This window comes from Lysinibacillus agricola (assembly GCF_016638705.1).
GTDB classification, from domain to species: Bacteria; Bacillota; Bacilli; order Bacillales_A; family Planococcaceae; genus Lysinibacillus; species Lysinibacillus agricola.
Map to the genome: position 1 here is coordinate 3,333,806 of NZ_CP067341.1, position 23,223 is coordinate 3,357,028.

The following is a 23,223-nucleotide window of genomic DNA, read 5'->3' on the forward strand; positions in this document are numbered from 1 at the left end:
TTATGTATTCGATTACCTATTACTTAATTAAATACATAAAGAAATAATCAATGGTTGTTAGATGTATACTTAGCATACAATGATGTAAGAGAAAGTATCGCCTCTTCATATACATTATTACTAGACAACATTAACAAGATGTATATGGATAAACAAGCTATTATCGCTCCAGTATATAAGTTATATAGTATGTATGACTATGGTAGAGATAAGAAGCTTGATAGCTTTATTAGTGTGATTGATAACATGGATATAGATAAACCTATACCGATTAGCGAGGTTAGTCAGTCGTTTAAGAGGTATATTAATAGGCATTATGAGGATAAAAAAGATTTAATAAATAAATATTTAAATTTTAAAGGTTATGAAATTCTAGAAATTAAAGATAGATACTCTGACAACAGCAAATATATAAAGAAGATAACTTAACCGTCTCGATTTACTTCTAAGAAATAGATAAAACGGTACAGTTAAATTTTATTATCTAAAAAGTAGTGAGTTGAAATATACTTGCTACTTTTTTATTTTGTATATAATGGAATTTTATATTTATTGAATTGAGTAGTTGGAATGTGATTATATGTAGGTAAAGTTATATGAATTAGTAGCTTATTACAGGTTATAGATAATAATTAGATACTAATTAGTGTATAGATTAGTACAGTACAATTATAAATTATCAACAAAGTTATACACAAGTTATTAACATTATCCACAAATTGAATTGTTAAATTAGAACACCTTGAGCCAACGCTGTCTGTTATACAACGAATATAATAACACGTCACGTATTTCAGCCATTTATAAAAGCTAATAAATCAATTTTATATAATATAGTTATACTTTTATGGTTATAGGAGTGTATGTTCGTATTTTATAATGAGTTATTAGCGAGTTGTAGGAGTGTGAGTGGTAGTTTTATGTACCATTTATTGTCAGTTATAGGTAAAATAATATACATTATATCCTTTAAACACTGGATATGGGGGGTGTCTTTACATCTTGAGGTTGAATGAGTGATCAGATATCCACGCTACCACATCTATCCACACAGGTTGATAATTTTTTCGATTTTACATTTCTATAAATTTACCTCCACTCTCCTACTATATAATCCAATATACCTAAAATTAGTCCAACTTACCTATTTTTCACTTTTACTTCTACTCGTAATCGTAATCGTAAAATACTCATAATATCCTTACCAGTATTGAATATTAACGTATAGTAAATTAGTCACAATTAACACATCTACACCACTTTCCACCCTATTAACACCTCTAAAACCCTTATAAACATTGAACATTTACGACTAAACATAGACGACTAATTTATACTTAAACTATACAATACACATAAAAGCCTTATAAATATTGAATATAAGCTTAATTTTGCAGCTTCAGATAAATATAAAAAAGACTCGAAAATAATCGACTATTTAGCATCAATTCCATTGTAAACTCTACGTTTCTTTTGCTGAAAGTAGATCAATTTACGAGTAATGGTGATTTTGATGTTAATCGTCTTTTCGAGTCAAATTATTTACCTATTTTTTAAATATAATAATCCATAGTATTTAACTTGTGATATTTATCTAACATTTGTATCAATATATTGATATGTATTAATTCTTATCTAACTTAAATAATTTCCCCTTTCAACGATATCTAGCGCATAATTTAAAACATTTGTTTTTGGTATATCATCTTTAGCACACATTGCTAATAATTTTAAAGACTCCTCTGGATGTGTGACTGATAATTTACTAATAACCAAAAGTAATGCAGACTCTACAGATTCATCTTTCTCTATTTGTACCCTCTTTACAGTATCCATTTTAATCACTCATTCCCCTTTCTAATTATATATCAATAATTATTGGAAACTTTTCTATAAATTACAAGTATAAAGTTAAAAAAGTCAGATATAATTTAAGGTCTGACATATCCTTCATTAATAGATAATACTACAATCCAAATAGGAATGAAATGATATTCTGTATATTTCTACATGTTTCGACAAAATTTCTTACCAATTAATAGAAATTTGTTATTTATGAATAATTTGTATTTTATTAATTAAATTTATTTAGTAATTTGACTAGTAGATTAGATAGTTTCGCAGTATTATATAAACAAGAACACAAATTAAATAACAAAATACATAAAATATTGTTTTTAAATTTAATTGTGTTATAATTTAATAAAATACATAAAAAAGGAGATTGATATATTGAAGAACTATGAAACAATTAATGAAGAGGTATTTGAAATGAACATGGCAAAGGAGGACAATTTCAACAATAGTGAAGTACTATACTATCTAGAGGAAATGATTAGTATGGGTGCGGAAGAGAATTATGAATCAGAAGCATATCAAGATATTAAGCAGCATGGAAAAGTTAAGAGTAGTTCCTTGAAGAAGATTAAGCGTAACATGTTTAAGTTATATAATGAGAAGTTTTGATAGGAATACATATGAAGTATGAAATTGCTACTAATTAATACAGTGTTGTTATAACAGAAATGATACTTACTATTAGAAGAGTTTAAAGCCTTGTTAAATCAATTGGAATTAATTAAAAAAGGTATACATAAGTGGTACGTAGTTAAGTCTTGAAATTTAATATAATAAATACATAAAATTATATTAAATACTAACCAAGAGGATACTGATACATAACATACATAATTTTATAGGAGGATTCATTTGTTAACTGCTAAGGTCGGTAAAGAAATAATAAACTGTTTGGACACTAAATACGATAGATATAGATTAAAACAATGGTCTAGTAAAGGCATTCTTAAATGTCCTGTATGTAATGAAAAATATGAGTACTGTCATGGAGAAGTTGTTCCTCCGTATTTTAGACATGTAGTGAAGGAATGTAATGGGTATTATTCCGAACAAGAAACAGACGAACATAGAAGTGGAAAAATACTACTTTATGAGTGGATTAAAAATCAAGAAGGAGTATCTGAAGTAAATTTAGAACATTGGATACCAGAAACCAAGCAACGTCCCGATATCTATTTTGAATTTAATAATGAAAAGTGTGTAATTGAATTTCAATGCTCCCCTATCGCAAGCGAATTTATCATTCGTAGAGAATTGTATAGATTGGCAGGAATACATGATATTTGGATCTTAGGAATTGATAAATATAATATTGAAATTTGTTCAGGAGAACCAAACCATATGAAGCGCTATAAACTTATAGAGAAAGAACTATTAAACAATAGTTTAATTTATCTTGACGTGAAAAGAAAAGCTATAATTACCGATTTAAATATTTTAGATATAAATAAAAAATTAGAGAATTCTATAGCATATTTTCAACTTTCTAATAAAAAAGAGTTTGACTTGTTTAGCGAATATCTAAGCAACAAAATGAGCTTCGTGATAGAGAGTATCAATAATTTTATATTTGATAATGGTATTAAGATAAACAACGAGCTGAATTCAATGTTAAGCGATATTAAAGATACTTACATCAATAACTATGATGATATTATGAAAGATAGAAAAAGAAGACATGATAATCTTTTGAAATTTAAGGATAAGTACAATAATGATGAAATAGTCAGTACCTATGTTGGAGAAATAGGAAATGACACTACACTAAACGTGTTGCTGATGGAAAAAATTTATTTTAAGACTTACAAATCTACACTATATAAATTTGTAACAGAAGATGGTGATTTACTAACATGGCTAACTTCACTACGTCCAAATATTAGTGTAGGCGATTATGCAGTATTGTCAGGAAAAGTAAAAGCACATTTAGAATATGAAAATATAAAACAAACAAGAATGGTAAGATGTAAAACAATTAAGTTTTAGCTTAGTAATGGGAGGATGGTTAGTTGCGTAAACAAATACAATACTTAACAATGAAATTCGAATCAGATAGATTAAAAAAGTTTAACTATGATATTAGTATTAACATTGATGAGGCTATCGATAATAAAGAATTAATTGCGGTATTTGAGAATCAATTAATTGATACGATTCTAGATATCACTAAGCGTCATATTGATGTTAATAGGCTTAAATATTTAGAAAAAGAAATACATAAATTGAAGAATTCGACCAGTGACGATGGTAATGGTGAGAAACTTCAAGATTTACAACTAAAATTAAATGAGTTAATTTACGTTCCAGAATACATAACTATCGAGATGAGCAACAAAACACAATACAAGAGATTATATAGTAAAGGGGTACTAATTAATGGCGTTAAATATAAACGATTCAATTCCAGTGCTTCTCAAGCAAGAGTTAATACTGTCCTATTTATTGCAGAAACTGTATTTGATGAATTAAGGTATCGTACTGACAATGGTAGGAATAAAATCGTTCCTATTGCTCCTGCTAAATTAAATGCTTACAGAGGCTTATATGGTAGCTCTAGATATAAAGTAACTACACCTAACTTCTGTGTAGTGAAGGATTTTGAAAGTCCAACTTCATTCAATGTCAACTTTGTAACTGAAACAGATTACAGCGAAGATGATGAAATTGAAGAAAAATCCATTACAAAGATGTTTAATCGTTTCGATGGTCAAGGATTGATATCTCCTAAACAAGCTGAGAAATGGGCTAAGGAATTAGAAATTGACTATATCCCATCACAATTCTGCATTAGGGGCAGTTTTCTCAAAGGAATGCTTACTGTATTTGATATACATGAATGGGTTGAAGAATTTAATGAAGGTAATTATATAATAGAGTCTATTTATAAGGACGATAGCGATAATCCAATGTTGGTTGATTTAAGATGTGTAGATGTAATAATCACCGAATCTCAGCTAAAATTGTGGGATAGTTGGTCTTCTGTTGACCATTACCGTCAATGTTGTGTGGAGAATAATATGTCATGGGGCATTAGTATATATGCCCCTAAATATGATAAAACATTCTTCTATCAAAATTATCAATTCTTACAGACACTGAACTTAGATGATAATGATGTAGCTACTATTACAGATAAATTTGTGAAGTGGATCAAAGGTGTTACTTCTGAGAATGTGTATTACACAATGCTATTTCTTGTAGGAATGAATGCAAATGAAGAAAAATTTAATCAGTTCCTAAACAGTAAAAACGCTAGTTGGATTAAAGCTTTAATTGTTGAACCTAAGCTAATAAAAGATAAATACATAAGAAACAAAATTTATAATATGCTCAAAAAGAAGATTCAGAATGCTTCTATTGGTCAAATAATTGTTGATGGTAACTTTCAGGTTATTGTATCTGACCCTTTTGCTATGATGGAGGCAGTGTGTGGAAAAGAAGTGAAAGGTTTGCTTGCCGAAGATGAACACTACAGTAACTATTGGAATAATCTCAACATCGAAGAAGTTGTAGCAAGTCGCAGCCCCCTCACCTATCGTAGTGAGCATGTGTTGCTGAAACTAATTAAGAATGATGATACCGAAAAGTGGTATAAATATTGTTACAGTGGGATTATTTTAAATGCTCATGGCAATGAAACTGATCGTTTTGCAGGAAGTGATTTTGATTATGATATCATCGCTACTACATCTGATAAATCAGTAATCAAAGGAGTTTATCGTAAAGAATTACCAGTTGTGTATGAAGCACCTAAACCATCTAAGGTGATTCCTACTGAGAACGATTTGTATAATGCCGATACATTTAGTTTTAATAGTATTATTGGAGGACTAACTAATAAATCAACTTCTGGATATGCGTTACTAGCTAATCTATCTCCTGAATCTGAGGAGTATAAAGTCACTCTTAGGAGAATCAAGTCAATTACTAAGGCTCAATCGGCTCAAATTGATAAAACTAAAATTGGACAAGAAGTTAAAGGTATAGTCCCTAAATGGGTAAAATACCAACTGCCCATTAAAGATGAAACCGAACAAGAACGATATGAACGAGAGTTGAATAATAGGATTTTACTTGATAAACACCCTTATTTCTTTATGCATCTATACAGTAATACAAAAAAGAAATACAAAGATCATGTGAAGAAATATGAAATTTTATCATTACAGCGATTAGGAATAACCCTAACTGAACTAAAGAGCGTTAAACGTATGAATGACGAACAATTAAACTTCATAGATGAATTTTATCGTAAATCACCAGTAATTGAATCTGATTGTGTAATGAATAAAATTTGCAAACGTATCGAGTCGGTTGATTTCGAAATAAAGAAACTACTGAAACTCGACGAATGGTTTGATGACTATGAATCGTTCATGAATAAAGATATTAAGTTTAACCAAGATACATATAAGAAAGTGAAAAAGAAATATTCAGAATTCAACTCTATGATTAGAAATGAAATGAATAATACACAAGTTAGTGTTAAAACTACCTATGATGAAAGTGTCGCACAAGATATTAATATTGTTCGAGAAAGATTAAAGGTTGAGTTGCTTGGAGTATGTAACAACGAGAAAGAATTAATGAATTACGTGATTCATATGATCTGTGTTGATAACAAAACGTCAAATAAAGATATAATGTGGTCACTGTTTGGTGATGAGATTGTTGATAATTTAAAAAGTAATAAAGATTATTTATACCTCCCTATCCAAGATGAAGATGGTGAAATTGAATATTTGAATAAAAAATATACTGTTAGAAAGGTGGAATTGTTTTAATGGGTATGAATAAATACTATAAAGAAAAAGAATACATAGAAGAGTTATTGAAAAAGAACAAATTAGACACTGGAATTAGAGGTGATTTAAAAACTTTAGCTAAGTATTACAAACATCTTGGTCAAGATAAAGACGCTATCGAGAAATCACTGTATGAGTTTTGTGAGAAGAAATGTAAAGGTTGGTTCAATAAGGTTAGGCATTACAAGATGATTGATAATGCGATTACTTATGCTTTAAAGGATGACAGTGTATTAATTCAAATTGAATCAATTGAAGTGACGAAAAAAGAAATGGAATTTATTGAGTCATTAAAATATGAAGAATTAGAAAAGAAGATTATTTTCTCATTGCTAATAATCAACAAATTAAATAATGCTAGAGCAAAAATGCGAGGCATTGATTCTAAAAATAACTATTTTGGTGGTTCTGGAGAATATAGTTATAAGTCATTGATGGATACTTTAAATGAAAAACTAACTCGTACATATCGTGAAAAAGGAATACATAGAACAATTAAGCAATTTAATGATGATGGATTGACTCGTACTACTAATCGACTATCTTTAGAGTTGTTGTTTTTAAATCAAATTGAGGAAGATGAGGAAACTATATTTGAGGTAAATGACTTTGACAATATTGGATTAGCTTATGAGTACTATTATGGAAGCAAGAAGGTGAAAAAGTGTATTGAGTGTGGAAATTTAATTAGAAACACTAACTACAAAAATCAATATTGTAATTCATGTAAAATTATAAAAATTAAGGAGAAACATGTCAGATATAATAATAAAAGAAAATAACGACCGTTGCTTATACCCAACAAACCCAATGATACTAATGGTTTCAAGCGACGATGACAAATAGTATATATGATAGAGAATGAATCTGTCAAATTAATTAAATACATAAAACAAAAATCAAATGGATAAAAGGAGAAATTAAAATTATGGCAACTAAAACAGAATTGGTATCAAAAGTACAAGAGGTAAATTTAGCACGTACAGGAGAAAAGCTGTCTAATGATGAAGCCACTCTTCGCACAGAGGATGTAATTAATGCAATTGAACAAATGTTAGTAGGAGGTTCTGATGTAACCCTAGGATTTGCTAAAATTGTTCAGGGAGTACAAGCAGCATGTACCAAAAAAAATCCACAAACCGGTGAACCTATTGAAGTTCCAGAAAAACGAGTTACAAAGTGGAAAGCAATGCCTAAGTTTAAAGAAAAGTTAAACAGTTAATTTTAAATACATAGCAAATTCATACAGGCGTTTTAATACTTGGATAGAGTTAGTGGTAGGGTTATCCCCTACTCTTCTCTATCCTTTTAATTTTAATTAAAAATCAATATGTGGATAAAAGGAGAAATAAATATGGCTAAGAAGACCAACCAAGTAGGATTCAAAGGTATTTTAGATGTAAATTTTAATGAAGGATGCTCTACTATTACGGAAGTAACAAAAGAAGTTGAATACGTATATGATTTCTTTAAAGAACTTGCTAATTTTAATGGTAAAAGCGTGACTATTTCGATTAAAGAAGATAATGAAATTGCGCCAATTGAAGATTAAGGAGTGATTAAATGACTTCTTATGACTTAAAACGTAAAGAAATAGAAAGCTTTAAAGATTATCACATACGCCTATACACTAATTTAGATAATTATGATATTTCATCTGATGAAGCTACCATACTTTTAAATAAGGAATATGGTTCTAATTACAGTGAATCCAAGTGGCGTAAGGATTATGGTCAGTATTTGAATTGGAAGGACTACATCGAGTCTAAATTAATTGGAAATAATGATTTACCTTCATATAAACAAACAAACGAAATCAAAGGCGATGGAACTCATTCATCTGATAAGCTTATTCGCATTAATGAAAATGATAAATTAGATAATAAGACTATCTTAGAAGCTCATGGATTCGATATTAATGAGTTTGATTTAGTAAATGCAAAGAATTCCATTTGGAATCAATCTATCGATAAGACTTTATATTCGAGTAAAATCACAGTTAAACCTAAATCAGTTAAATTTGATATTGAAAATGTGCTTTCACAACTACAAGATAAAGTTAAAAAAGTAGTAATAAATAAGATTGATTTCAAAGGTGAAAATTTGTTAGAAATACCTCTAGTAGATATGCACTTTGGAATTAATGATTTAGAATATTACAGTGAAACATTAAATGAGATTTTGGAGCTAATCGAGTCTAAGAAATGGGACACTATTTATATTCCAATCGGAAACGACTTACTGCACCATGACGACTTTAAAGGACATACTAGCAATGGCACAGCAATTGAGAAAGTAGATATAGAGAATGCTTGGACTGATGCATTTACTTTCTACAGTTACATTTATGAGGCTTCATTGAAGAATTCGAATAATGTAGTATCTGATTACGTATGTGGTAATCATGATAAAGTTATGACTTACGGTTTAGTTAGGGCATTAGAAGTTAAGTTTCCTCAAGTTAAATTTGATGCTTCTATTGAAAACAAGAAAATGTTCACATGGAAAGACGTTGCTATTCTAAGTCTACATGGAGATAAAGGATCAAATCGAATTAGTAAAACCATTTACAAGGAATACGGTAAAATTATTGCCGACAAGAAGGTTGTCGAGATTCATAGTGGTCATCTTCATTTCTCACAATCTAAAGATGATTTCGGTGTAGTATTTAGAACATTGCCTACTAAAGCTAAAACTGATGAATGGCATAGAGAAGAATCATTCGTTGGTGCAGGTAAATATTTCAGTTTATTTGAATATAAATCAGATTTATTGAAAACTATACATAATATTTAGGTGATACATATGAAAAACTTAATATTTGATATTAGATTCTCAGTTTTTATATACATACAGCAGCTAAAAATTTTGTTAAAACGGTTATTTTATTTAAATTAATAAAATACATAACGTTTGTTTTTATTTTCATTGATTATTCATAGAACCTCTCCTTTTAGCACATCTATGCAGATTACTCCCCTTTCCTTTATAGGTGTGCAATAAAGTAGAGATGCTTATCGAGTAGGAAATATTGGGAAGTCATGAGCCTGATATGAGTGTACACATTCCTTACACTTTCCTACTCTTTTTATTATTTAGGAATGAAAATACATAAAGGAATGATGTATATGGGTAAAAATAAAAAATGGAACGATGAAGAAAATAATAAACTAAAAGAAATTTATTGTGATGCTAGTAAAGAAGAATTGGAATATGTTTTTAAAAGAAATTACAGTACAATTCATTTGCGAAAAGCATACAGAGATTGGTGTACAAACCAATAATTTTGCAAATTTAAGGAAATCTAAAATTTCAATATGTGTAGAATGTTACAGAGATATGACAAATGGTAAGTATAGTCCTTCATTCAAAGGCGGTATTGGTGAACTCAAAGATTTACTTAGAGGAATAATAGCTGATTGGAAAAAGGAAAGTATGAGGAAAAGCGATTACAAATGTGTATTATCTGGTGAAAAATTTGATGATATTCACCATTTATATGGATTTAATTTAATAGTCGAAGAAACATTATCTGAATTAAAATTATCTAGATTACCGCAGGTTAAAGATTATACAGATGATGAATTAGATTTAATAAAAAATACATTCTCCAAGATACATGATTCTTATCCTTTAGGTGTTTGTTTAGCACATGATGTACATGTACTTTATCATAGAAATTATGGATATGGAAGTAATACTCCAGAACAATTTGAAGAGTTTACATTGAGATTTGCCAAGGGGGAATTTGAAGAAGTTTTAAATAATATAAGTTAATACATACATAATTTAATTTCAATACAAGAGATGTCGTATAAGCGATGTCTCTTTTTATTTTGACAGCAAGGAGGTTGTTACTTTGAATAAGATAACATGTAATTGTTGCGGTAAAGAAAAGAAACCGGAAGATTTCTACTCGTCACCTTCTCAATTCATGAAGCATACTGGTAAAGTTGGAGTTTGTAAAATTTGTATATGGAATTATGTAGAGCCAACTGAAAAAGACAATTACAATATTGAAATAGTTAAAGATGCACTTAGAATGATAGATAAGCCTTTCATTCAAGACTTGTGGGAATCTGCTATAAGTGAAGCAGAATCTAGAAATACTAAATCTAACTACTTTAAATTGTATATGAAGAATATTGCCATGCCTCAAAACATCTCACTATCTTGGAAAGACAGTGATTTTGCATTTGTTATCAGCGATAATACAATTAATGTAGAGTCTAGTGAAGTAGATATTAAAAATGACTTCAACGATAAAGATAATAAATCGTACAACAAGAAGTGGATGGGGGAATACTCCCCTTCTGAGATAGAGTATCTAGAAGGTTACTTAAATGGATTACATAAGGATTTTAAAATTGTTACAGAGAATCATAAGGACTATGCAAAGAAAATAGCAAAAGCAAGTCTACATATGGACAATTGCTTCAGAGATGTATTAGAAGGTGTTAGTGGAGCAGATAAGCGTTATAAAGATGCTAAAGATGTATTTGATACACTTTCCAAATCAGCTCAATTCTCTGAAAGTCAACGTGGACAAAATGAAGTTGGATTAGGATGCTTTGGTAGAGTATTTGAATTAGTTGAAACTAAAACATTTATTCCAGAGCATATCCCTACCGAACAAGATGACATCGACAAAATGCTAAATGACTTTGGTCACATCTTGAAATCGTTGTGAGGTGATTTAAATGTCATCTTACAAACACTATAGTCATAAAAACAGAAAAATAAAAGACAACAACTACAACGACTTCGATAATTCAGCTAGTTATGATCCTGCAAAATTAGAAGAAATAGATATTGAGGAATGGGTCAAATTTATATCTTACTATCGTTATTACATTGATGAATTCGCTATAAATATTTTAGGGTTAAAGTTATACCCTTTTCAACGTGTAATTTTAAGGGCAATGGCAAGGCATGAAGAGTCAATGTTTATCGCTAGTCGAGGACTAGGTAAAAGTTACCTTTCTGCCGTATTTTTTATTTGCGTGGCGATACTTTACCCGTCAATAAAACTGGGCATTGCCTCAGGTAAAGGACAGCAATCACGTAACGTAATTGTACAAAAAGTTAAAGGTGAGTTATATAAAAATGAAAACGTAAAGCGTGAAATCGAGAATATTAAAACTGGTTCAGATGACTGTTCTGTAATTTTTAAAAATGGTTCTGAAATACGAGCAATTGTATTAGGTCATGACGGTGAAAACGCTCGTTCATGGAGGTTTTCGCAGATACTAATTGATGAAGCGAGGATTGTGTCAGACGATATCGTATCAGAAATTTTAGCCCCGATGACCAAGACTAGGCGTAATACAGTGATAAATCTGTCTATGATTTACGGAGATAAAATGCCAATAGAGAAAGGTAAACTTATATACATATCTTCTGCCTACTTGAAAACTTGTGATTTATATCAAAGGTTTATGACTCATTATAACAGTATGAAGGAAGGTAATAAGGAATACTTTGTATGCACCCTCCCCTATCAGGTAGGGGTTAATGCAGGAATATATTATGAAGACGACATAGTTAAAGAGAAATCCAAACCTAGTATGACTTCTGATAAATTCGCATATGAATATGAAGCTGTTTTTGTTGGAAATAGTAATGACAGTTATTTCCCTTATGACTTGACAGAAAGTGTAAGGTCACTTGACAAGGTGGAATACAGACAACCTAAAAAAGCAGTTAATTCATATGTAATTTCGCATGACGTAGCAATTTCGGACAAAGCTGGTAGCGATAACGCTTGTACAACGGTTATAAAATTAAAAGAAAAACCAAATGGATCTATAATCAAAGAGTTAGTGTATATAAAAACACATAACGGAATGTCTCTGCCTGAACAAGCTAAATATTTAAGAGAGTTGTTATTAAGATTTGAAAATACTCAAAAGTTAGTAATTGATGTTCGAGGAAACGGTGAAGCTCTTCCATCTTTATTAGCTGAATCTTGGGAACATATGAATGCCAATGGAGATATGGTTGAATACCCTCCTCTTATTCCTGATGATGGCAATCCTAAATATACAAATATTAAAAATGCAAATCCTTTAATCAGAGAGATAGCCGCAACGAATCAACTTAATAATACGATGTACACATATATGAAGACTTGTTTTGAAGATAAGAGTTTAAGATTAGCTGTCAATTCTGCTGAAATTGATAATGATTATAAACAAGGTAAGGTTACTAATGAAGAATTTCTAGTTCACGTTAATACTGATTTATTAATACAAGAATTAAGTAATATAAAACAAGAAATTAGTGGTCTCAGTAACATACTATACAATCGTATTGCTAAGGCAACTAAAAGAGACAGGGTTACGAGTCTAGGGTATGCCATGTATTACATCAAAGAATTAGAAATGGATAATAAGAACAATGTAAATTCTTCTATCGATGATTATCTATTTTTCATGCAATCAGGATTTTAATTAAATAAATACATAAAGAAAGGAGGGGTTAAATGTCTGAAGATAATACTTCATCAAATTACAACGAATGGATCGAAGTTGCAGGATTAACTGATTTCATTACTCAATATGGCTCTGGTAGTTCCTTACGAGATATTAGTTTAACTGATTTATATAGGTATCTACAGAATCCATATTCTAATATTAAAGAAATTCAAAAAGCATCAAAATATCTAACTAATAAGCATGGAATTATTAAAGAAGTATTGCGTTCATTGAAGTCGCTCCCTACTTTAGATTATATTATTTCATGGTCAGAAGTAGATGATGAAAAGAAACTTAAAAATTATGAACGTAAAGTTAATGACTTTTTACGTGAAATTGATGTTAAGCAATTTGTTCGAGATGGATTATTTGAAGTTGGTGAAATGGGTACAATCGTCACTTGTTTGCGTAGTAAGCGATATGTTCAATTTTTGGATATTGACGATTTACGAATTAATAAACAGCGTAACGGTAAATGGGTAGTAGAATTTGATTTAAATACTATTAAAAAATGTAAGAATGTAAATGACAAATTAGCTATTATCGAGTCGCTGCCTGAAGAAGTATCTTTAGCAAAATATAGCCTGTACATGAATAAAGGTGAAGATTATCGATACGTAGAATTAAAGGATGCCGATGTAATTAATATCGATGGTAACAGGAATATGCCCTATGGATTACCGTTAACTATAGGCTCGTGGTCTGCTCTGTTGCAAAAGGAGATTATTGATCAAGTTGAACGTTCAGTAGCAGACAGACTATTGAAAACAATAGTTATTCTTTCAGCAGGACATTTAGATAAAGACGGTACAAAGCCAGTGCCTAAAGAAGTTGTTACAGCTTATTTTAATGAAGTGAGTAAGTTATTTAAGAAAAAGAATGGTATAAATCCAAATTCAAGTACTGATAATTCAGGAACAGGAACTATTGCCCTCCCCCACTTCTTTAAATTAGATACATTAGATGTTGATACTGAATTATTTAAGAAAGAGTTATATGAAAAAATTGAAAATGATATTTATTCAAACTTAGGCATCAGCCCTGCTGTACTTTGGGGTGGTGGAGGTAATAACTTTAGTTCTGCCACGTTAAACAGTCAGAAATTCTTCAGATACATCCACACACTATTAGAAAAATTTGAAGTAATAATTAATAACTACCTTAAGAATATTTTACCTAAATCAGTTTCTTGTAATTTTGTTTTTGCTAAATCTACAATATTAAATCACGAAAAATATATCGATAAATATAAAGATTTATATATGCAAACAGGAACTTCTAAATTCTGGTTAGAATCACTCACTGGTCTTCCTTATGAAAATGTCATTGGACAAGCTGAATATGAGCGCAAAATATTGAAAACGGAAAGCGTCCTCTACCCTGCTTCAAATGCGTATACTCAAAGTGGTAAAGTTGATAATGGTGGAGCTCCTGAAGTAGATAATCCTACCAACGAAAATACAATTAAAAGCAAGTCTAGTGGCAGTAATAACAATCCTAAGCCATCAACAAGCTAAATGAGGTGAATTATATGAAAGGTTACTCCCCTACTTTCGAAGTTAATCCTAATACAGAAGTAGCGTCTAAAAAACAACATACTTTTATTGAATTGGGTATTAAGAAGCCAGTACATGAAAACGATTGTAAATGTGATATCTGCATTAATAAAGAAAATACATAAAAACATTTTAATGATGCCTAATTCAATTAGAAGGAGGTGAATTGATGACTAAAAAAAGGCAATTACTAACATCGTCTATTATAGAGATTTCAAGTAAAGATGACGTATCTAGAGAAATAGTAATGCTAGTACATAAGCTTGATACTACTAATGCGAACGGACTTGATTTTAAAGAAAACTATACAGAAACTTATATGAATTCTTTAATTAATAAACCTGTTGTAACTAAATACTTTGATAAAATTGAGGATTTAGGAACACACGAACAAATAGTTGATGATGACGGCAATATTGTTGGATTAGAGACAATTGCTATTGGAACAATTAAAGAAGTATGGATTGATAAAGTTGAGGATGATGAGGATGTGAAAGCATTATACGCCAAAGCAGACTTGTGGAACTATAAATATCCTGAAATTATAGCATGTGTTGAAAAATTATTTAATGAAGACAATGCTGATAGTTCAGTTGAAGTTGAAATTTATGCATATGAAGACAATCCTACTCAAGACTATCGTGTTGCAAAAGAGTATACATATTTATCTAATTGCTTGTTAGGTAGCAGCATTTCTCCTGCAGATTCAGATGCAGGAGTTATTTCAATAGCGCAACGTGAAATTGCGATGGCGGTAAAAAATGATCTACAAAAAATTAAAAATGAACAGAAAGGAGTAAATAAATTGGCTGAGAAAGAGTTATTTAACAAAGGATACAAAACTAAATTTCATATCGAAATAAGCGAGTTGAGTCATGATGACATTCGCCAACAAATCTATAATTTTATCAATCCTGTAAACCCTACAACAGAAGAGCGATCTTATAAATATTGGATTCGTGAAGTATTTCAGACGTACGTTATCGTTGAAGAATGGAACGATTCAAATAAATTATATAAAATTGACTACTCCTTAAATGATGACACAGTAGTTTTATCTTCTGACTATCAACAAGTAGAAATTACTTATCAAGTTGTAGGTACTAATATTAATGGAGAGTTAAATAAATTACAAACAGAATTAAATAGTACAAAGGAGGAGTTGTCTAAAATGGATAAGACAAATGAAGCAAAAGTAGTTGAACTTCAAAACAAAATTGAAGAATTGGAAGCAAAAGTAGTTGAGTTAAATTCCACTGTAGTTGAACAACAAGAGGCTAAAACAGCTCTAGAATCTCAAGTAACGGAGTTAAATTCTACTGTTGAAAAATTAGGTAAATATAAGGAGCAAGTAGAAACTGCTGAAAAAGAAGCTAAGTTAACAGAACTTTCATCTCGTTATGAAAAGTTACTTTCAGAAGAAACGTTTAAAACAACTGAAGTTCAAGAGGCTTTGCAATCGCTAGATGCACAAAAGTTAAATGAGATTGTTGTAAATGAGGTTGCTAAAAGTAAATCAATCACAGAAGTAAACTCTATTACGACTAAAGACATTATTGTAAATGCTAAACAAGGTGAGAATTTAATACCTCAAACCATTCTACAAAAGTATGAAATTAAGTAATAAAAATTAATAAATAAAATACATAAAATAAAGGTGGAAAAATAACTTATGGTAAAAAAATACGGTATTGTTCGATTAGATTTAATGGCAGGTCACGTTTATCACTATGATGCAGATGTTGCTATTGAAAATGGAGTGTTAGCAGAAATTGATTATACTACAGGCAAAATTGCTCCTACTACAGATGCAACGAAAGATCAGGTATTAGTAGCTTCAGTTACAAATCTATATGATTCAGAAGATGAGTCTGATTTTATCAATGAAGCAAAAGGAATGAAAGTTCGTACTTATGAATTTGAAAAAGGTGATATTTTCACTACTACTCAAGTAGATTTATCAGGTACTCGTACTACATTTGCTTCAATTGCAAAAGGCGATTATGCTTATGGTGTTATTGGCGGTAAATTTGCATTCGATACCACTGCACCTACAACTAAGCAAGTATTCCGAGTAATTGAGCGCACAGTTTTAAATGGTCAAGAAGCAGTAGCGTTACAAGTTGAACAAGCATAAAAATAATTAATAAAATACATAAATAATAAAGGTGGAAAAATAACTTATGGTAAAGTATAAAAAAGTTTTAGAATTATGTTCTGATGTACGTAAAGGTGAATCTTCAATTGAAGGAGTTTCTATTAACGAGCGTAAATCAGAATTAGTGGAAATCTTCTCTGAATTAATGAAAGATTATGAAGGAAATAAAAAAGAAATTAATGCAATCATCACTGAAAATGTTGATGTAGTATTAGAATCAAAATTAAAAGATGCGCTAGAAATCTTTGCAGAGATTGCTCCTGTACCTCATGGTACTAAAAAGAAATTCCGTGTGCGTAATGGCAAAATTAAGGCAGAATACGTTGCATTAGGTTCAGAGATTCGTCGTCAAAAAATCTATAAACAAGAGATTCCTGCTCAACCTCGTGCTATCGGTTCAAGCGTGTATGTTGAATGGGATGACGTATTATCTGGTCGCGCAGAAGCATTTACTGAAATTGTAGACGAAATGGCTGATGCTATTCTAGATGAAATCTTAAAAGATGTTCAAGCTTCATTTGTTGCTGCGATGGCAGATGCTCCTACTGCTAATAAATACTCAGGTGCATTCTCTTTAGCACAACTTCGCTCAGTAGCTAATACTGTAGGTGCATATGGTAAACCTGTAATTGTAGGTACGTCTGTTGCATTATCAAATATTACTTCTGATTCTGGATTCCAAGCATTAATGTCTGATTCTATGAAAGATGCATTTAATCGTGATGGATTCATTGGAACATGGGAAGGTAAAGCTCTAGTTCAATTACCTAATACATTTGTAGATGAGTCTAACACTGAATGGGAGTTAGACAATAACTTAATCTTTGTTGTTCCTGTAGGCTCAGATAAGCCAGTAAAAGTTACAAAAGAAGGCGGAACTGAGATGCTAGAGAAGCAATCATTTGAAGATGGTTCTATCACAAAGAAAGCTATTCAAAAAGCAGGAGTGAACGTTTTACAAGTACATAACTTAGGTATGTATACAATCGTTTAATATGATAAATGTGGGAGTGGATTATTCTACTCCTCTTTTTTAAATTAATAGGAGGAAAAGGATAATATGAAAAAAGTAAAAGTTATTAATAATGTACATAGTGTAGTAGGTTTTTATTTAAATCCACTACCCGAATCATTCCGTATTTTACCAAGACAAGGAGCATTCTTAAATTTAACAGAAGAAGAATTAGATTACATCAACATTAATCAAGCAATTATTCAAAAAGGCTTGATTTGGATTGATGACAAAGACCTTCGTGTTAAATATGGACTAGAAACTTTAGATGGCGAAAAAGCTAATGCTAATATTCTTCAATATGAAGAAATAAAAGAATTAGTAAATGGAAATTATAAAAAATTAGAAAAAGCTATCGGAGAAATTACAGAAAATGCGATCTTATTACAGTTTGTTGAGGCTGCTCGTGAAGTGAATTTAGATAGCAAAGCTAAAATTGATATCATTGAGAATAAATCCAAGATAAAAATTTATGAAAACGAAGAATAAGTAGGTGTTATCTTATGACATCTACATCATATTCAGACATTTTCGGTTTATTCCTTGATAAAGTCAATGACTACTATATAAAAAATCAGTTAGAGAATAATCCAGTTTTTGCAGATGAAATATTATTAGGCTATTTAAGGTCTGCTATACCGAAGTTCACATACTCTACAAAAAATCTATCTAATCGAGAGGATGCTTTATTTCAATTCAATATCTGCTTATCTGATATGGAAAAAGAAATATTAGCAACACTGATGATCGCAGAACATCTATCTCCAAAAATTATAAGCGAAGACTATGTGTATAACAAAATTGGGTCAAAAGATTATAATCAACACTCCCCCGCTAATCAACTTAAACAATTATTAGAGTTGCGTAAAGGGATAATAGATGAAGCCAACTTATTAATGATTGAATATTATTATAGGCAAGGTGTTTAGTATGAATATTTCAGATGGATACGTTAACTATTTGAAAGATAGATTCTATGAAACTCTTTGCTTATTTGAAGAAAAAAATGAAGGACTTCCACGTTATATTGAGTCGTTTAGTTATGAACTGTATGGGTTACAGTATTTAGTAGAAGACACAGTAACAGTTATTACTCTTTTAAACATTCTAGAACATTTTTATGATGACAGCCTTGCACCTAAACCAGATATAAAGGTGATTAGAGGAGAAGTTTTTCGCTGTATTAGCTTGATAAATAGGATGTTTAAAGTTGGTGAAACCACTTGAATTACAGAGATAAATATATACAACGTTTGAATAACGATGGTCATAATTCAAGAGACGCTTATCATAATAAATCTAAAATTATTGCTAAACAACAAATTTTAAACTCTCCTAATAGGTATGACGTTTATTTAAATCTTGATAAGTCTGTAACTCATTATTGCATCACTAAAGATAAAGATACATATAAAAAGCGAAAATTCATCTTCATTCCAGATACAAAAGTAGATATGGGACACTATGTTACACAAGGTGAACTTACTTACTTATTAATTGCTAAAGATACGAATGAAATTACACCACAATTTTTAGGAGAACTTTGTACTGCTGAATTTCCAGTAAAGTATGCAGATGAAAAAAAGTTTTTAGGTTATGACGATTTAGACAGACCTGTTTATGACATTATTCCAGGAGAAGTCACAAGATTACCATGTATAACAAAAATGAATGATGCATCTACAGCTATTGCAGATACCAATAACCCAGTGAATTTGTTAGATAATCAAGTAATGGTCATTATCCCATACTCTGAAGCACCTTCTATAAAATATAACGAAAAATTTGAGTTATACAATGATGCCTATCGTATTATCAGAATTGATCCATCATCTTCAATTAATAAAATAGGCACTCTAAGAATTACTGGTGAACGTGTTGAAAGTGTAAATAATCAGGAAGGAGATGATGAGGAATAGACTTCAAAGGTAATTTAGAAGAGTTGTACAAGGCTTTAGTTTCAAACAAAAAACTAATGAGACTCCTTCATTATGTGCCAAAAAATGCATTCGACTCCCCTCTTTCTCCTGATAAAAAAGACATAAATGAATTAAAAAATAAAGATGAAATTATCAAAAAAGTTATCTCCCCTACCGACAAAAGATACGATTTAGATTTAGAATCTCAATTCTGTAGAATTTGTTTTTACACTGGATCAAGACAATTACAGAAAAGTTATAATAACTCCGCTAGAAGACTACAGGATAATATATATGTAGCTGACCAGATATATAATTTTGATGTCTATGTGCATGTAGATATAGATAATGAGGACATGAGGCTAGGTTGGATTTGCAATACACTAAATGAAATATTAGATAATCAACAAATCACTGATATTGGAAATTTTAGATTGGCGTTCTCCTCTCCTATTGACAAAACTCCAGATGGCTTTATAGGATACAAAATGGCATATATTACAAATTCTCTACAGTAAAAGGAGGATTTGCTATGAAGATTGATTTAGATAATGTTTGGGGAAATCCTAAATACCATCGTAATATCCCAATCTACCCTGTTCAGATGGAAAACATTGAAGACTTATACGATACGGTACAATGCCTATTGCTTCCTAAGAATACAATTCAAAATCCAATGATTATTAAAATGTCTTATTTGGCATTTTTGATACTTATTAGTTCAGATGATGTTAATAAGCACTTCTTTGATAAATTAGTAACTCTAATAAAATTGATTAGTAGAAGTGAAAATATTAGGTTTGATGTTGATGAAAAGAATAGATATACGATTATTATTGATGACGAAATTGTAATTAGAGAAAGAGATTTTGACAAAATTAAAGTGATAATTGGCGAGCAAAATCTAATTGATGTTTCAGATGAGAGTTTAGGTACTGAGTTTGATAAAGCAAAGAGTGAAGCTAGAGCGTTTATGAATAAAAGAAACAAAAAAATGGCTGATTTAGAACAACAGATAATTGCTTATAAGTGTGTTTCGAAGTCTTCTTATGAGGATATAAAACAAATGACTATTTATCAATTTAGAAAAGAGTTAGAAAGATATGATTTAATCAAGTCTGCAGATATTCTTCAGAACGCTCAATATTCAGGAATGGTTTCGTTTAAAGAAGGAACTGTAATTCCTCACTGGTTAGATCACATTGAAACTAAGAATCCTGATGATGATATTGTCATGTCAAAAGAACAGTTGGATAAATTAGTCTCAGATAAAGGAATATCTAGTAATTAACAAAATACATATATTTTAAAGAAAGAAGGAATTTTATTAATGAAAAAATTATTCGCAGTATCAGTTGCAGATGCTCTACTTTTAGATCCTAAAACTGATAATCTATTAGTAAAAGGTAAAGCTTTACTTAGCTCTTCAATGGAACAAACAATTCAGGAGCAAGAGGTATACGCAGGTCGTGGTTCACAATTGCAGACTGTATACAACTATCAAAAAGTCGTTGCATTCCAACTCGAAGCAGCTGATTTCAGTCCTACGTATCTAGCTTTACAAACAGGCTCTGAAATTAAAAATAAGCTAAGTAAATACTATACTGAAGAAACTGTTGAGTTTGATGCAAATGGTAAAGGTGCACTCAAAGAAACTCCTATTGGAAATGTATACGTAGAAATGGACGCAGGTAATCAAACAATCATTCCGAATGATAAAGAAATTACAGTCCATACTCTTGCAGATAAAACAGCGATGGTCGTATATCAATATGAGACATTAGTAGACGAAATGGTGATCCCTGCTAACTCATTCCCTAAAGCATGTAAGTTAGTATTAACTTCTGGACTATTTGATGAAGATGGAGATCATGCTTATGAGGTACAAATTGAAGTTCCTCGATATAAGCTTGATGGAGCTATGTCATTATCACTTACACATGACGGTACATCACAGTCTACATTAAACGGTAAATCTTTAGTAGATGATAAAGGTAACTATGCTTATATTAAATATTTACCAATGGGAGATCAAAAGGTAGAAATTTCAATGTTGGCAAGCAATCCATCTGAAGTAGTATTAGATTCTACGATTGCGAATGATTCTGAGCAAGTAACCGTTTACGGCATTCGTGGTGGTGGATACGGTAATATCGTAATGGATAATGCAAAGTTAACCTTCACTTCTGATGACCCAACAATTGCAACCGTAGATACAAAAGGTAAAATTACTGCAGTAGCTATCGGTAATACAACAGTTCGTGTTACAGACGGCAAGTATAAAGAAGTAATTGATGTCGAAGTAGTTTAATTAAATAAATACATAATAATGAGTAGGGCTAAATCCCCTACTCTCTTTTTTATTATTTGAGGAGAAAAGGAGAATATAAATATGTCTAAACCATTGAAGTTGGCTGATATTAAAAATCAGGTACAGTTATTAAATGAAACAAAACGACATAATTTCACAAAAGAAACTCATATTGATTATGATGTCTTATTTTCTTATTCAAAAATGGATAATCTATTTGAGGATTTATCTAGCTTTATTAAGGAAGCAAAAACTAAAAATATCGACTATCTGAAAGACGATGCTCAAGTAATTGAATTCCTTCAATTTTTAATAGTAAAACACTTCACTTCTTTATACGGTGAATTAAAAAATCAATCTCTTGAAATGCATACAGCAACGATGTGGGAAATGTATAAACGTGGATGGCTTACGTTTATTTTAGATAAGCTATTTGATAAAGAACAGATTTTTATAGTCGTTGATAGATTCTATGAAAAAGCAGATATGATGACTGAATTAATTAAGATTGAAAAATCAGCACTTGAAGAGTTTAAAGATAAGATTGAGTCAGAAATGCTTAAAGCTAAAGGTAAAGGTAAATAATTATGGTTCAATTTAAAGATTTAAATCAACTACAACGTTATTTAACACGTGGAGATATTATCAGCACAGTATTTAAAGATAAAAATATTGAAAAAGTATTAGCAAGTGTAATGTCTAAAGCTGTACAAGATGTAGTTTATCGTCAATATGTACCTGTTGAATATTTACGTAGAGGTAATGATGGTGGTTTATCTGATGTTCGTAACATGAAGATTACTAAGGTTGAAATCGACAATGGAAAAGTTCGAGTACTATTCGAAAACTTAACTTTAGGACAAGGACACTTCTCCCCTATCTATGAACATGATTATGATTCATTAAGAGGGCAATTTATTACTGACACTATTGTCGATGGCTTAGATGAAAATTGGTATCGTACTGGTAAGTGGAGTGAGAGTAGAGATTTTGTAAAAAAAACAATTGAGTCTATCATGGATAACCCTAGTCACTTAACTGATGCAATTAAATCGGCTTATAGGAAAGTAGGATTTACAGTTAAGTAATATACAAAGTTAATACGAAATAAGGGGTTGGATAGAAATTT

At 30.5% G+C, this 23,223-nt stretch carries 25 protein-coding genes; 24 read left to right on the forward strand and 1 reads right to left on the reverse strand.

Annotation, left to right across the window (positions count from 1 at the left end; translation table 11 throughout):
- Positions 1-144: 144 nt before the first annotated feature.
- The gene (locus tag FJQ98_RS16600) at positions 145-429 is read left to right on the forward strand and encodes a hypothetical protein (RefSeq protein ID WP_143114907.1); all 285 of its coding nucleotides are present in this window, start codon (positions 145-147) and stop codon (positions 427-429) included.
- 1,206 nt (positions 430-1,635) lie between these two features.
- Here the strand turns inward: FJQ98_RS16600 and FJQ98_RS16605 are convergent.
- The gene (locus FJQ98_RS16605; RefSeq protein WP_143114904.1) at positions 1,636-1,836 is read right to left on the reverse strand and encodes a hypothetical protein; all 201 of its coding nucleotides are present in this window, start codon (positions 1,834-1,836) and stop codon (positions 1,636-1,638) included.
- A 396-nt stretch (positions 1,837-2,232) separates the two neighbouring features.
- Between FJQ98_RS16605 and FJQ98_RS16610 the strand changes: the two genes are divergently transcribed.
- The 23 genes from FJQ98_RS16610 to FJQ98_RS16720 all read left to right on the forward strand — a co-directional run bounded on the left by FJQ98_RS16610 (position 2,233) and on the right by FJQ98_RS16720 (position 23,182).
- Positions 2,233-2,466: a hypothetical protein gene (locus FJQ98_RS16610; RefSeq protein ID WP_053595672.1), complete on the forward strand. Its 234-nt coding sequence runs from the start codon at positions 2,233-2,235 to the stop codon at positions 2,464-2,466.
- Positions 2,467-2,709: 243 nt separating this feature from the next.
- The gene (locus tag FJQ98_RS16615; RefSeq protein WP_053595671.1) at positions 2,710-3,843 is read left to right on the forward strand and encodes a competence protein CoiA; all 1,134 of its coding nucleotides are present in this window, start codon (positions 2,710-2,712) and stop codon (positions 3,841-3,843) included.
- 23 nt (positions 3,844-3,866) lie between these two features.
- A complete protein-coding gene (locus tag FJQ98_RS16620) occupies positions 3,867-6,641 on the forward strand; it encodes an RNA dependent RNA polymerase (RefSeq protein WP_241774598.1) in 2,775 nt (924 codons plus the stop codon).
- Positions 6,641-7,444 (forward strand): hypothetical protein, encoded by an 804-nt coding sequence (locus FJQ98_RS16625; RefSeq protein ID WP_053595670.1) that lies wholly within the window; start codon positions 6,641-6,643, stop codon positions 7,442-7,444. The genes FJQ98_RS16620 and FJQ98_RS16625 overlap by 1 nt, the downstream gene beginning before the upstream one ends.
- Before the next feature lie 146 nt (positions 7,445-7,590).
- The gene (locus FJQ98_RS16630) at positions 7,591-7,884 is read left to right on the forward strand and encodes an HU family DNA-binding protein (protein WP_053595669.1); all 294 of its coding nucleotides are present in this window, start codon (positions 7,591-7,593) and stop codon (positions 7,882-7,884) included.
- 132 nt (positions 7,885-8,016) lie between these two features.
- Positions 8,017-8,214: a YonK family protein gene (locus tag FJQ98_RS16635; RefSeq protein ID WP_053595668.1), complete on the forward strand. Its 198-nt coding sequence runs from the start codon at positions 8,017-8,019 to the stop codon at positions 8,212-8,214.
- Between the two features lie 11 nt (positions 8,215-8,225).
- Positions 8,226-9,458, forward strand: coding sequence for a hypothetical protein (locus FJQ98_RS16640; RefSeq protein WP_053595667.1), 1,233 nt, complete (start codon positions 8,226-8,228; stop codon positions 9,456-9,458).
- Positions 9,459-9,875: 417 nt separating this feature from the next.
- On the forward strand, positions 9,876-10,439 hold the full coding sequence (locus FJQ98_RS16645) for a hypothetical protein (protein ID WP_053595666.1): 564 nt from the start codon (positions 9,876-9,878) through the stop codon (positions 10,437-10,439).
- Positions 10,440-10,521: 82 nt separating this feature from the next.
- Positions 10,522-11,352 carry a hypothetical protein gene (locus tag FJQ98_RS16650; RefSeq protein WP_053595665.1) on the forward strand — a complete coding sequence of 277 codons (831 nt, stop codon included), beginning with the start codon at positions 10,522-10,524 and terminating at the stop codon, positions 11,350-11,352.
- A 10-nt stretch (positions 11,353-11,362) separates the two neighbouring features.
- Entirely contained in the window at positions 11,363-13,114 is a 1,752-nt protein-coding gene (locus tag FJQ98_RS16655) for a hypothetical protein (RefSeq protein ID WP_053595664.1), read from the forward strand.
- Between the two features lie 32 nt (positions 13,115-13,146).
- Positions 13,147-14,655 carry a hypothetical protein gene (locus tag FJQ98_RS16660; protein WP_053595663.1) on the forward strand — a complete coding sequence of 503 codons (1,509 nt, stop codon included), beginning with the start codon at positions 13,147-13,149 and terminating at the stop codon, positions 14,653-14,655.
- Between the two features lie 208 nt (positions 14,656-14,863).
- Positions 14,864-16,318: a hypothetical protein gene (locus FJQ98_RS16665; RefSeq protein ID WP_053595662.1), complete on the forward strand. Its 1,455-nt coding sequence runs from the start codon at positions 14,864-14,866 to the stop codon at positions 16,316-16,318.
- A gap of 48 nt (positions 16,319-16,366) precedes the next feature.
- Complete coding sequence (locus FJQ98_RS16670) at positions 16,367-16,831, forward strand: hypothetical protein (protein WP_053595661.1); 465 nt, start codon at positions 16,367-16,369, stop codon at positions 16,829-16,831.
- Positions 16,832-16,877: 46 nt separating this feature from the next.
- Positions 16,878-17,846 carry a hypothetical protein gene (locus FJQ98_RS16675; RefSeq protein ID WP_053595660.1) on the forward strand — a complete coding sequence of 323 codons (969 nt, stop codon included), beginning with the start codon at positions 16,878-16,880 and terminating at the stop codon, positions 17,844-17,846.
- Between the two features lie 66 nt (positions 17,847-17,912).
- A complete protein-coding gene (locus FJQ98_RS16680) occupies positions 17,913-18,353 on the forward strand; it encodes a hypothetical protein (RefSeq protein ID WP_053595659.1) in 441 nt (146 codons plus the stop codon).
- 14 nt (positions 18,354-18,367) lie between these two features.
- Positions 18,368-18,793: a hypothetical protein gene (locus FJQ98_RS16685; protein WP_053595658.1), complete on the forward strand. Its 426-nt coding sequence runs from the start codon at positions 18,368-18,370 to the stop codon at positions 18,791-18,793.
- 1 nt (position 18,794) lies between these two features.
- Positions 18,795-19,091, forward strand: coding sequence for a hypothetical protein (locus FJQ98_RS16690; RefSeq protein ID WP_053595657.1), 297 nt, complete (start codon positions 18,795-18,797; stop codon positions 19,089-19,091).
- A complete protein-coding gene (locus FJQ98_RS16695; protein WP_053595656.1) occupies positions 19,088-19,783 on the forward strand; it encodes a hypothetical protein in 696 nt (231 codons plus the stop codon). The genes FJQ98_RS16690 and FJQ98_RS16695 overlap by 4 nt, the downstream gene beginning before the upstream one ends.
- Positions 19,784-19,857: 74 nt before the next feature.
- Positions 19,858-20,301 (forward strand): hypothetical protein, encoded by a 444-nt coding sequence (locus FJQ98_RS16700; RefSeq protein WP_143114894.1) that lies wholly within the window; start codon positions 19,858-19,860, stop codon positions 20,299-20,301.
- A gap of 14 nt (positions 20,302-20,315) precedes the next feature.
- Positions 20,316-21,074, forward strand: coding sequence for a hypothetical protein (locus FJQ98_RS16705; protein WP_053595654.1), 759 nt, complete (start codon positions 20,316-20,318; stop codon positions 21,072-21,074).
- A gap of 39 nt (positions 21,075-21,113) precedes the next feature.
- Positions 21,114-22,094: an Ig-like domain-containing protein gene (locus FJQ98_RS16710; RefSeq protein ID WP_053595653.1), complete on the forward strand. Its 981-nt coding sequence runs from the start codon at positions 21,114-21,116 to the stop codon at positions 22,092-22,094.
- 81 nt (positions 22,095-22,175) lie between these two features.
- Positions 22,176-22,679 (forward strand): hypothetical protein, encoded by a 504-nt coding sequence (locus FJQ98_RS16715; RefSeq protein ID WP_053595652.1) that lies wholly within the window; start codon positions 22,176-22,178, stop codon positions 22,677-22,679.
- A 2-nt stretch (positions 22,680-22,681) separates the two neighbouring features.
- Positions 22,682-23,182: a hypothetical protein gene (locus tag FJQ98_RS16720; RefSeq protein WP_053595651.1), complete on the forward strand. Its 501-nt coding sequence runs from the start codon at positions 22,682-22,684 to the stop codon at positions 23,180-23,182.
- The last annotated feature ends 41 nt before the right edge of the window (positions 23,183-23,223 follow it).